Here is a 12,451-nt window from a genome sequence, read left to right on the forward strand (position 1 = left end):
AAGGCGCAACCATGATGTTTTTGGATTAATAAATATCGATATTTGAAGGTATGTTAGGTACAGAATCGTTAGCTATGTCTGTTTTTAGTAGTTTTTGGTTCTCAGGATCGAAAACGATCATATTTAATTGGCGGGATAACTCACAATTGTTAAATTAGTGTTTTTAAATATAACAAAAGGAGGCAGAGTTGATGGTACATAAAATATGACTAATGACCTTGCCCCTGAAGCGCTAAATTCTCGCTGAGTGACCACACCTTTATACTAATTGTGTATGACTTGTCACCAGACACAAAAAAGCAGCCTTGTGGCTGCTTTCTCTAATTAACTTTAGTGATGTTTTAAAGCTGTTTATTTAGCGCAGCTCTTAACTATATCACTACCACGCATAAAGACCGGATGTCCGCCATTAGCAGGGGCATAATCGGCAACCTTAATACTTGGATTTTTTTCAAAGTATTCGCGAAGCACCGATGCATCACTGCGCTGGGTATCAACATAGTTAGTGTGATCTGTGATAACCGGATAATCATCACCGCCTGAAGCGCTGAAGTTAATCAAAGAGAAAGTGTATTCACTTTCCAAGTTAAACTCACGGTCACCGAGTGAAGTGATCTGAACTATATCACCAGATGTTGCTTCTGGGTTTATTTCAACTGCATCACACCGCACCGTCATATCCATAGGGTAAAGCTGCGGCATGCCGCCACCAGTCTTTTGAGCTACATCAGCAAGGTACGCTTGTACTTCTGAACCCGACATAGTGACAAAGGCCACATCATTTCCGAATGGCTGTACGGTCAGTACATCTCGGTAAGACACATCACCAGGAGCAATAGAAGCGCGGACGCCCCCTGAGTTCATCACACCAAAATCAACTGTTGGCTTGAAATTAGCTGTCACCCAGTCACCATAGGCACGAGTGAGCAATTGACCCAAGTTGGTTTGCTCGGAGCGAACCATATCACGGTCACCCTCGAGCTTGCCATCGGTATTGGAGATAACCACATCTAGAAGCTCTTGCCCTTCATTTTGGTAGTGCTGCAGTGCATCGATCACTATTTGATCTTGCTCTATCTCCTGAGTATAGAAGTTGCCTTCATCATCTTTAAGGTTAATAGGGATCAGGTTATAACTAGCGAGTGTTAATTTACCATCCATATATTCAAAATCGGCACGACCAACATACTTGCCCCATTCATGGGCTTGCATGATAAAGGTGTCATTTTGCATATCTGGTTTACACGCATCACCCGGTGTAAAGTCGGCGTACTCATCGCCTTCCATACACACTGGGTTTTGTGAATGACCACCGATAATAGCCTGTAGCTGACCAGGCTCCACACTATGGGCTAAGGTATAATCCCCCGGCGCTTCAGTACCATGGTTACCGCCAGCGTAGTGCCCCATATGGGTCAGGGCAAACACCATATCGACAGTTTCATTTGCGTCAATCTCAGCAAGCACTTTCTGGATCTCATCTTGAGGGTCGGTGAAATCCAGACTGGCCACATTATCAGGGCTAACCACTTTAGGTGTATCGACCGTGGTGAAGCCTATGATAGCCACTTTTAAACCATTAATATCGAATACACGATATGGCTGGAAATAACGCTCATCACTGTCCTTGTGGTATATGTTAGCCGCTAGCATAGGAAATTGAGCAATATTGGCCTGCATATCGAGTACAGTTAACGAGTTATCAAACTCATGATTCCCCACAGCCATGGCGTCATAACGTAAAATATTCATTCCCATAAAGTCAGGTACGGCATTTTGCATATCAGATTCCGGCACACCTGTGTTGATATCACCACCAGATAACAAAATAGTTTCTCCCCCCCAGCCCTCGACTTCAGAGCGGATCTGATCGATCACAGTCTTACGCGCCGCCATACCATACTCGCCGTCACTGTTTTGCCAGAAACGACCATGGTTATCATTGGTGTGGATCACGGTAAACCTAGTACAGGCATCACCTGCAGCTTCACACGCTGTCAGTGGTGTATCGTCATCACTAGAATTACAGCCTGCCAATGCAGCTAAAACTGCAGTTGCTACTAGGCCTTTTATTAACTTATTTGTCATTACATCAACCCCTAGGTTTTAATTATTAATACTCGGACTCTTTGATCCAGAGGCTGCAATGATATCAAAGCAAGGGCGATACCTGTGTTACCCAGATAGTAAACTTGTTAGCAAATATCAATATTTACAGTGACTTATTGATGAATCTCGTTTGCTATAAAGGAAGATGAACGTCTGTTAGAGGGGGGAATAGAACCAGTATTTCATTTCTAGACTTAGGGAGTGCTTGTATCAAGTTATTTTTCAACAGCTTAACCTTTCTTGTCGTAACCTCTGACTTTGCTAAATACAAAACAAACCTCAGAGGTGACAACTTGTACCCTTGTGAATTAATTCACAAAAGATTCATCTAGATCAATCTGCTGACTAGCCATGTTCCAATATCTTGCAGTTGATGTGGTAACACACTGTGTCCCATGGCATAGGTTTTCCATTCGGTTTGATAATCGGCTTGCAGCAACAGAGCATTAGCCATCTTACCGGCAAACAGTGGCACCACATCATCTTGCTCACCATGGTGCTGAAGTATGCTCGTCTGCTTATTTGCTTCACTTAATTGAGCTGGCAATTCATCAGCCGTAGGTAAGTAGCAAGACAGCGCCATTATGCCAGCTAAGGTTTGTGGATATCTTAACCCGCTAAACAGACTCATGACTCCACCTTGGCTAAAACCTGCCAGTACGATTTTATCTGCAGGTATTCCTGAATCGATCTGCTCCTGTATCAGTGCAATGACTGATTGCTCTGAGTCCATGACCCCTGGCATATCAGCACGATTATGCAGATCCATGCTCTTAATGTCGTACCAGCTTCGCATCACATAACCTTGGTTGATCGTCACCGCTTGCTCGGGAGCATGAGGGAAGATAAAACGAATGCTGTGATCATCTGGCAGACCTAGCACCGGTACTACAGGGGCAAATCCGGCTCCGGAATCACCTAAGCCGTGTAACCAGATCACACATGCTGTTGCACTGGTGTTTGGCTCTATGGTTATTCGCTCTAATGCTGCTACTGACATCTATTTCCCTTTATGTTTAATGAACTTTTACCGCCGACATCATATCAGGATCATCATAACCTAAGCTAGCTAGCATATAGATGCGTAAACATTCGATTAAATTGGATATTAAGAGCCAAATTATGGCCTTTTAATCCATTTAATTGAGAGTTAAATTGGATAATAGACATTCATAGTGCAGACACAGTACAGAAACAGTGCAGAGGAATAAAATGGGCTTACTTCAAGATGGAAAATGGGTCGACCAATGGTACTCGACCAAAGAGAATGGCGGTAAATTTGTACGTGAGGATGCACGTTTCAGAAATTGGATCACCACCGACGGGCAAGCTTACCCCGAAAAAACCAATAAACAAGGGTTCAAGGCTGAAGCGAACAGGTATCATCTATACGTCTCTCTTGCTTGTCCTTGGGCACACAGGACACTAATTTTCCGTGAACTTAAGTCATTACAAAATATTATCGATGTCACTGTCGTCGAACCTCACATGCTGCACAATGGCTGGGAGTTTGCGGGAGCTAGCCAAAGCCAAGATGCTGTCCATATAACAGGGGCTGATGAAGACGCTCTGAACAATAAAGCATTCCTCTATCAAATATATCAACTGGCAGCCCACGACTACAGCGGACGCGTCACAGTGCCTGTACTCTGGGATAAGCAAACTCAAACCATAGTCAGTAATGAGTCAGCTGAGATCATTCGTATGTTTAATTCAGCGTTCAATCACCTGACCGATAATCAGATGAATTTTTATCCTAAAGCCTTACGAGAAGAGATTGATACGCTCAATGAATATATCTATTCAAGCATCAATAACGGTGTTTATCGAGCGGGCTTCGCCACTTCCCAAGCTGCATACAGCGAAGCGTTTAATGAGATTTTTACGGCACTAGATAAACTGGAATCAACACTAACCAAGAAGCGATATCTCACAGGAAACAAGATAACAGAAGCCGATTGGAGGCTGTTTACTACCTTAATTCGTTTCGATGCCGTCTATGTCGGCCACTTCAAGACCAATAAGCAACGCATTCAGGATTACCCAGCAATATCCGGCTATCTAAGAGAGCTGTATCAGGTCGAAGGGATTGCAGCCACAGTGAGTTTTGAACACATTAAGCAGCACTATTACTTCAGCCATGCCAATATCAATCCAAGCAGAATTGTGCCAAATGGCCCGATATTGGATTATTTAGCCCCCCATAACAGACAAGACTTATAACCACAATTGGTATAAACCAGAGGCGTCTGCTAGACGCCTAACTCCTCGCGGATGGCCGCTAATTGCTCAGCAGAATCTAATTTTAAGCTCCACCTTACGGCCCCAGCGTCGGCGTGCATAATGAGAGCATCATCGATGAATTTAATGTCTTCAACCATGGCATACATGGTTATACCTGAGGTACTAAATCGTACTTGCACCTCAAACTGAGACAAGATCACCTTCCCCTGAGAAAAATCGATAACCATATGCTTGCTAACTATTCCTAATATCAGTTCAATTAAATTTGGCAAAAAACCAAATAAGAGACCAAAATAAAAAACCAGCAATAATGCTGGTTTTATCTGCCTCTAGCTAATCGCTAAAGCGATTAGTGGTGATGTCCGCCTTTACCGTGGGCATGACCGTGGGCAACCTCTTCATCAGTTGCATCACGCGCTTCGATTATCTCGATATCGAATGTGAGCTCACGACCCGCCAAAGGGTGATTGACATCAACTGTTGCCATAAACTTACCCATCTTGACAATAGTGACCTGACGTTGGCCTTGATCTGTATCGATCAATGCGCGCATGCCCGCTTTCCATTTTTTAGCACCTTGTAGGTGCTTAACAGAAACACGTTGAATCGCATCTTCATTTCTAACACCGTAGGTAGTTTCCGGCGCCAGTGTGACAGAGAAGCTTGCGCCAACCTCTTTACCTTCAATTGAATCTTCAACACCAGGCATCATGTTGTTATGGCCGTGCAGATACGCGATAGGGTCCAGATCTTTATTTGTCTCTAACACTTCACCCTGCTCATCGCGCAGTGTGTATTTAAACTGAACAACCATATCATTTTTAATGCTCATCAAATGTCCTTAACTCTATACCTGACTGTATTTTGGTGACGAAGTTTAACAAAAGTCCCTGACGCACTCTAGTGTTAATAGTCGTCGGCAGAAATAGCCACCAATTCAGGATTGACGATTATACCCAACAGGGAAAATAACGAGTTGTTCAATCTGCTCTAGCATCTCTAATTCTTGCTGTTATCAGCGATTGGAGGCACCAGGAATAATCGCTAATTGTTCAATGTGCTTGAGTATCTCGTGATTAGCCAAGGCAAGCTGACACACGCCAGTGGTGATCTGGTGCTTAGCAGAACAATCGACGCTCCACTGTCTTAACAGATATCCGGCTAAAGCTGCTCGAGTCTGAACTTCTATTTTATTGTCCTGCATCTGATAATCCAGTGCGATGGCCTCCGGGTGTTTCAGACTTGGATGTGGGATTAAGCGTAAGGTGATCATCAGATCCCAATGGGTATCTTTAACCTGTGTTTCATTAAAAGCTGGCACGCTAGTGGCACCAGAGATCATCTTAATTCGGGTGACAACAAAGTCGGTAAACACTTGGTGATCACGATCAAAAGCTCGCACATGCCAACGCTGACCATTATTGACTAAGGCATGGGGCACGATTTCACGTTCTTTCTCTCCTGATGAGACAGACACATATTTTATTTTAATTGCCAGCTTATTTTGAATCGCACGCATTAAGGCGGCAATGATCTCCGTGTCTGGGTGAATGAGTTGCACCGCATCGATACAAACTTCGCTCGGGGAGATGGGATGAGACAGTCCATCACCGAAGCCTTTGGCTAAACCGTGCAATATTCCTTCCGGCTCATGCTGGAATAGGGCTCTAAACTCAGGGTTTCTATGATAGCTTTTAGTCTGGTGTACCAAGGTCATGTTATCTGGAGCCAAGCCACGGTAACTGGAAAAATCACGGGTCGCAGCCGCCAAGCCGGTAGCAAATTTTTTAATCAGATCCTGACGGGAGACTTGACCGAAATATTGTAGGCTGAAATCGATAAAAGCGAGTCGCTGCTTTTGAGCATGTGAAAGGTTATCCATAATATTCATACACTTTTATCTCTTTTATTGATACAGCATGTAGAAACTACCGGACTCACACCGAGTTTCAGGAATAGGTAATCTAAAGGATAAAAACAAAAGGTGCAATCAATGTGATTACACCTTTAAAGGGAAATGAATAATAATTAGCAGTGCTTATACCAATCGGTATTAGGAGTAACTGACTAGTTAACCCCGATTGCCTTAAACGTCGCTTCATCGGGAAATCCATCGGCAACTAGGCCAGCACTTTGCTGATAGGCACGTAAGCCAGCCTTAGAGTTTCTTCCCATCACACCGTCAGGTTTGCCCACATCGAAACCCTTATCATTTAACTTAGCTTGTAAGGCTTTCACCCGTGCACGGCTTAAATTATCTTGCTTAGGTGGCGCAATGACTAATCCAACGCCGCCATTAATTCTATCGGCTAGATGGCCGACGGCGATGGCATAAAACTCAGAACGGTTCCAGCGCATGATCACATCGAAATTCTTATAACCTAAGAATGCCGGGCCAGTATGCCCCGCGGGAAGATAGAGCTTGGCATTCATGTCGGGGGTCGATAGAGCAGCGCCATTGCTCTGGGTCAATCCAAGCTTTTTCCACTCGACTAAAGCTTGAGCCTTGGGCTGACCGAGATAATCATAATTGAAATTAGCAGGTAATTTCACTTCCCTGCCCCAACGCTCGTCTCTCTGCCAACCGAGTTGATTGAGGAAATTCGCCGCCGATGACAAAGCATCAGCTGTGCTATTCCATAGGTCTGCTTTGCCATCACCGTCACCGTCGACGGCGTAGTGAGTATATGCACTCGGCATAAACTGGGTATGTCCCATGGCTCCAGCCCAAGAGCCCACCATGGTAGAGGGATCAAAATTATACTTCTCTTTAAGCTTTAGTGCTTTCATCAACTCGCCGGTAAAATACTGACTACGACGAGGGTCACAGGCCAAAGTAGCTAATGAGTCTAGTACTGGCATCTTGCCCTTATATGAGCCAAAATTGGTTTCGAGCCCCCAAAATGCCATCAGATATTGCGGTGGAATACCATAGGTTTCTTGTAATTTCTCTAATAAAACCTTGTGCTCTCGCAGCATCTTCCGGCCTTGATTTACACGCCAGTCTGTCACCCGTTTACTAAAATAATTATCGAAGGTCTGACTAAACTCTGGTTGCTTCTTATCGAGTTCAATCACTCTGGGGACATATTTAACATTGGCTAACGCGTTATCGATTGTCTCCTTCGAAAGACCCTCTTGTTGGGCTTTTTCCTGCAGATTAACGACACAAGCAGCGAAATCATCAGCGCTAGCTGGCAACGCCCAGAGAGAGGATACAAAGAGTACTGATGCTAATGGGACATTTTTAATCAAAACGACAACTCCAAGAATGCAAAAAAATATTTTGACTAGAATGATAAAAGAAAATTCTCAAGGCCGTAAAAACGACATAGATCTGAGCCATAATAACTATAGGAACAAGATAGTTTAAGTCTTAATCCCACTTTTTCGACAGAAAAAAGGTTATTTTTACTTAATGTTTCATCCAACAGGCGTTAATCCGCAAGATTTCCTTGGAGAAAACGTCACCTGGCGTATAATGACCCGGTTTAAATTACACACTTAAGAGATCTATCATGAGCGAAATTACCCCTGAACTAGCCAGCTTTATCGAGAATGTAAAACAACATCAAGTTGTCTGGGGATTACAAGATGAAACCGGTGAAGGCTGGGTTGTATGCGATTCATCTGAATACGAACATACTGACGTAATGCCACTGTGGTCTTCTGAAGCAAATGCCAAGGTTCACTGCAGCGAAGAGTGGTCTGATTATCAACCTGTGTCTATCACCTTAGTTGAGTTCCTTGAATTTTGGGTATCGGACCTAAATGATGATGGCGTACTTGTTGGTACCGATTGGTTAGCCGATCATGAATGTTTAGAGACCGACCCTATCGAACTTGCAAAATCTTTAGTCAATGTGGAAGAAGAATAGATAGTTATTCCAATTAGCTGAACATTATTTGATGAATATCAGCAAGCTGTATTGCGTCACGCCTATTTTGGAGGCGAAATGACGCAATCCGCTTTCCTCATCGATGTCCCTTTCGAATTTCGTCATACTTGTTGGTTCTGTAATGAGCCCAGTAACTGCGTGTTCGAGTATCATGCAACTGTGCACACCCCACATCCCAGCCTAGGGATCCCAGCCTGTAAAGAATGCCTGAAACTAGCAAAGAAAAGCCCACTCACTTCGATTTGGGATTGCCAGCTCGCAGTCAAAGATGAATTGATGCGTATCTATGCGAAACATCTTGCCATAGGGGTCAATTGGACTGAGCAGGAATTAATCGACTCTGAGTTTTCCTGTAAAGTGTTCGAGGGCTTCAAGAAAAGCGCCTGGATGATGTACCTAATTGCCAGAGACAGAGTCAATGCCACTGGCTGGCCGCTGAGTTTAGATGGCATAGACATAGATAATAGCGATTTTGTCGTAGGGTTTGAATTTGACGGAGTGAAATATAGTTCATTGTCAAAAGCTGTGTCTCATTACAGTCAAGCCTTGGGCTTAGATAGACTTTTTTTCGAAGCGATCTTGTCCCAGGTTGGCCGCCAAAGGTTTAGCTACGCAGTCAGAATAGCCCGTATCAACATAGCCTCACCCAAACGGGTAAAACAAGAGGTGGTAAAAGACATAGCTATTGAACAAGGCACTCCTCTAGCCGATAAAACCTGGTTCTGAGCCTACTCCTATTTAACTATTTCTCTTAGCCTCTGCTGCACCACATCGACTAACAAGTCAGGCTGAAACTTAGAGATGAAACGATCACATCCGACCTTCTCTACCATGGCCTTATTAAAGCTACCACTTAATGAAGTGTTCAATGTGATATAGAGATCATTCATTCGCTTATCGCTACGGATTTCATGGGTTAACTTATAACCATCCATCTCAGGCATTTCCGCATCGGTGATCAACATTAAAATCTCATCCTGCACAGATTTACCTTCATCACACCAACGCTGTAGCGTCCTCAGAGCCTGTAATCCATCTGAGACTTCTAAGATCTCAATACCTAATGGTTCCAGCGTTTCTTTTATCTGTCTTCGCGCCGTTGAAGAATCATCGGCAATTAAAATCTTACGCCCCTGCATCTCATTAACCAGTGTCTCATCGAGTACACCTTCAGACAAAGTGATGTCGTAATGAATAATCTCTGCCAGCACCTTTTCCACATCGATAATAGAAACGAGTTGGCCCACGCCATCAATTTCTATGCGAGTGATCGCCGTTAAATAGTTATGACTGCCTGCTGTTTTAGGTGGAGGTAAGATATCTCCCCAAGTCATATTGACGATATGCTCGACTTTACCCACCTTGAAACCCTGAACACTGCGATTGTATTCAGTGATAATCATATTTGCTTCATGATCGCCTGTGATGGATTTATAGCCAATAGCACCACGAAGATCGATCACCGGAATGGAAGTTCCACGAATATTGGCCACACCGCTGATATGGGGGTGGCTACCCGGAACTGCACTCAATTGAGGCAGTTTAACCACCTCTTTCACTTTAAACACATTTATGGCAAAAAGCTGAGTGGCATTGATTCGAAACAATAACAATTCAAGCCGGTTTTCTCCTACAAGCTTCGTGCGTTGGTCAACCGAGTCGAGTACTTTTGCCATTATGCTGCTCTCAAAATAAAAAATCTCAAAATAAAGGAACAAAAATAATAAAGGACATCCCGATAATATTTTTCTTAATTATAGACTTTATCGCTCTCTTCGAACTGATAGAAATCAAGTTAATCTCAAAATAATAACTTATGTTCGAGATTAATTATGCCTATAATTTTGCCGCTATAGGAGCTACAGGAATGATGCGTGACCCATGATTCACCACAATATCCATGATGCCGAGATGCAACTCTTCCGCTACCAGTTGATAGGTCGGAAAACTGGTGGTCCCCACATAAGCAAACACGTTAACTTGCAAACCGTGTAAACCAAACCCTTGAAACGTTACCCGCAGTGGACTCTCATCCACCTCTTTATGGTGCTCAAGCATAGCCGTGATATCGGCGATAATGCCTTTCAACTGCTCGGAAGAGGTCTCATAATCCAATCTGATATCGGCCTTGAAGCGGATTTTCTCACGCTCGGAAATATTTTCTATCTCCATCTCAGCTAATTTTGCATTGGGCACATGGATCAAAGTTCTGTCTAAGGTTCTTATCTGAGTACACCTTAAACCAATCTGCTCCACTGTCCCTTTAATAGCACCAAACTGACAAAGCTGACCCACCCGAATCGGAGCTGCTGAGTATAAGGTAATTGTACCGATGAAGTTTTCTATGGATTGTTTAGAAGCCAAGGCTATGGCGACGCCACCGATCCCCATTCCCGCCAGAATGGCACTGGCACTGAACCCCAAATGTTCTAACCATACAAGGCCTGCAAGGGCAACAAAGATAACTCTAACAAAATTAGTTAAGGGTCCTAACAGAGAAGCCCCTTGTTGGTTGTCTTGTGCAAGCCAACGCCGTTTAAGACTCGCTTGAAAAATACCTAACGAAGACCAGACTAACCATACGACAGCGATAAACAACAAAAAACCAGTGTTAACCATCTCCAGCGCCATGGCTGAAATACTACTGTGAGCCATCCAAGCTCTGTCTAACAGCACAGCGATAAAGAAACGTAATGGCCCGGCAACGATATAGCCTAACTCCTCTTTAAGCGCATAATTACTTTTCAAAATTATGAATTTAATTATCCAGGTAATTGGGATAACAACGATAAAAGCGGCAACCAGGTACACTAAGAGTAAAGTTAGCTCCCAAAGATTCACTTTGAACAAACGCCCTTCAGGTATGTTATCAACAAACCACTCCACCACAGGCCCGTAGCCTAACTGCTCATAAAGCGATGGGATCTTGGCCACGGTGGCATTAGATATCTTCCAAATTGAGCCCTGTTTCCCAGGAACACGCTGTAATAATAAGGAGACTTCACTACTTTCAAGCTTTATTCGCCCAAAAGCATCTCTGTAGGCCGGCAACATATCATTGTCTTTACCACGGGGAGAGTCATTGATCTGATCGAGATCGACCCAGACATTGCGGTCAATAATCGCTTGAAGCTTTGAGGCATATTCAGCCCCCTTATCTTTCACCATTCCCTCAGGAAGATAACGAAGATCTAAGTATTTCGCTGCCAAGACGTAATCTTGTTCATAGGCCGCTTGGGTAAATCCTTCCAGCGTCCCCCTAGGAGTATCGCGTTTGAATTCATCCTTATACTGATACTTTTGATGCACAGAAAGTGAAGCCGCGTCAGCTTGTTCATTTGACGCACCTTTGAGCACTCCCACCATGCTTGGCACGCCTGCAGCATTGGCATTTGAAAATAAAATAAGTGAACATAAGAAAAGAAGGAAAAAACGATTACTCAAACGCATACTTACCGACCATCAGCTAACAAAACACCCACAAATTCTATCACTTATTATCATAAACAACAGTTTTACAACTTAATTATATCGACAACGAAAAAGCGGATAATAATGTTAGAAGAGTATTGACAAGTCCATGTTCGTCGATATAATGACCGTTAGATTTGAGACACCTTTATTTAATTTTCTTTGTTAGTCCGACTCCATATCGTCACTGCCTCGCAAAAATATTATATCTCCGGTTCAACTACTCAACTATAGTCATCTAGCTGTCATACATCTGTGTTTAACTCGAAGCCAATCGGTTTAGTGGTTATCTCACAGATTACAAATATTAACATTTATTGATAACTAGTTTACTTGATTAAACCGTCGAAGGTGGGTAATCTCAAAGCGAACTTAATGCTCATCTTTTGCTAATTGCTAAGGATTTTATTATTAAATACAAACTGCTACCGATTAATGCTAGCAGTAAAACATAAGGAGTATGACCTATGTCGTACAATGTAAATGGTCACCAGATCACAGTTAATTTTCCAGTAGATTCTATTTCAGTTAATAAATCTTCTATCGCTTTCACCGATAGCCAAGGAAAAAACCGACAGACTTTCTCAAAGCGCACCGAAGCGTTAAAATTTATGAACTGGCTATTATCTGGCAGTAAATAAATTTAAGTTAGCTCTCGTCAAACCTCTCACTAGGCTGCTAGTTAGAGTTAGTTAAAACAATCAACAGATGCTAATCGATACACTCCT

At 43.2% G+C, this 12,451-nt stretch carries 12 protein-coding genes; 4 read left to right on the top strand and 8 right to left on the bottom strand.

The window, feature by feature from the left end; all coding sequences use genetic code 11:
• Positions 1-351 precede the first annotated feature (351 nt).
• The gene (gene ushA / locus sps_RS06950; RefSeq protein ID WP_077751873.1) at positions 352-2,088 is read right to left on the bottom strand and encodes a bifunctional UDP-sugar hydrolase/5'-nucleotidase UshA; all 1,737 of its coding nucleotides are present in this window, start codon (positions 2,086-2,088) and stop codon (positions 352-354) included.
• Between the two features lie 349 nt (positions 2,089-2,437).
• Positions 2,438-3,109 (bottom strand): alpha/beta hydrolase, encoded by a 672-nt coding sequence (locus tag sps_RS06955; protein WP_077751874.1) that lies wholly within the window; start codon positions 3,107-3,109, stop codon positions 2,438-2,440.
• 212 nt (positions 3,110-3,321) lie between these two features.
• On the opposite strand from sps_RS06955, the gene sps_RS06960 reads away from it, so the two are divergent.
• On the top strand, positions 3,322-4,332 hold the full coding sequence (locus tag sps_RS06960) for a glutathione S-transferase family protein (RefSeq protein WP_077751875.1): 1,011 nt from the start codon (positions 3,322-3,324) through the stop codon (positions 4,330-4,332).
• Positions 4,333-4,361: 29 nt separating this feature from the next.
• Here sps_RS06960 and sps_RS06965 read toward each other — a convergent pair whose 3' ends face one another.
• The 4 genes from sps_RS06965 to sps_RS06980 form a co-directional block, all read right to left on the bottom strand.
• Positions 4,362-4,580, bottom strand: a complete 219-nt coding sequence (locus tag sps_RS06965) for a DUF3389 domain-containing protein (protein ID WP_077751876.1) — start codon at positions 4,578-4,580, stop codon at positions 4,362-4,364.
• 122 nt (positions 4,581-4,702) lie between these two features.
• On the bottom strand, positions 4,703-5,185 hold the full coding sequence (locus tag sps_RS06970; RefSeq protein ID WP_077751877.1) for an FKBP-type peptidyl-prolyl cis-trans isomerase: 483 nt from the start codon (positions 5,183-5,185) through the stop codon (positions 4,703-4,705).
• Between the two features lie 183 nt (positions 5,186-5,368).
• Entirely contained in the window at positions 5,369-6,244 is an 876-nt protein-coding gene (locus sps_RS06975) for a WYL domain-containing protein (protein ID WP_077751878.1), read from the bottom strand.
• 176 nt (positions 6,245-6,420) lie between these two features.
• On the bottom strand, positions 6,421-7,608 hold the full coding sequence (locus sps_RS06980) for a lytic murein transglycosylase (RefSeq protein WP_077751879.1): 1,188 nt from the start codon (positions 7,606-7,608) through the stop codon (positions 6,421-6,423).
• A gap of 263 nt (positions 7,609-7,871) precedes the next feature.
• On the opposite strand from sps_RS06980, the gene sps_RS06985 reads away from it, so the two are divergent.
• Both sps_RS06985 and sps_RS06990 read left to right on the top strand, forming a co-directional pair.
• Positions 7,872-8,231 (top strand): DUF2750 domain-containing protein, encoded by a 360-nt coding sequence (locus sps_RS06985; protein ID WP_077751880.1) that lies wholly within the window; start codon positions 7,872-7,874, stop codon positions 8,229-8,231.
• A 78-nt stretch (positions 8,232-8,309) separates the two neighbouring features.
• Positions 8,310-8,978 (top strand): hypothetical protein, encoded by a 669-nt coding sequence (locus sps_RS06990; RefSeq protein ID WP_077751881.1) that lies wholly within the window; start codon positions 8,310-8,312, stop codon positions 8,976-8,978.
• Positions 8,979-8,986: 8 nt separating this feature from the next.
• Here sps_RS06990 and sps_RS06995 read toward each other — a convergent pair whose 3' ends face one another.
• On the bottom strand, positions 8,987-9,928 hold the full coding sequence (locus sps_RS06995; RefSeq protein ID WP_077751882.1) for a chemotaxis protein CheV: 942 nt from the start codon (positions 9,926-9,928) through the stop codon (positions 8,987-8,989).
• A 160-nt stretch (positions 9,929-10,088) separates the two neighbouring features.
• Positions 10,089-11,702 carry a mechanosensitive ion channel family protein gene (locus sps_RS07000; protein ID WP_077751883.1) on the bottom strand — a complete coding sequence of 538 codons (1,614 nt, stop codon included), beginning with the start codon at positions 11,700-11,702 and terminating at the stop codon, positions 10,089-10,091.
• A gap of 488 nt (positions 11,703-12,190) precedes the next feature.
• Here sps_RS07000 and sps_RS28035 point away from each other — a divergent pair, with 488 nt between their 5' ends.
• Positions 12,191-12,364: a hypothetical protein gene (locus sps_RS28035; RefSeq protein ID WP_144046954.1), complete on the top strand. Its 174-nt coding sequence runs from the start codon at positions 12,191-12,193 to the stop codon at positions 12,362-12,364.
• The last annotated feature ends 87 nt before the right edge of the window (positions 12,365-12,451 follow it).

The organism is Shewanella psychrophila (assembly GCF_002005305.1).
GTDB lineage: Bacteria > Pseudomonadota > Gammaproteobacteria > Enterobacterales > Shewanellaceae > Shewanella > Shewanella psychrophila.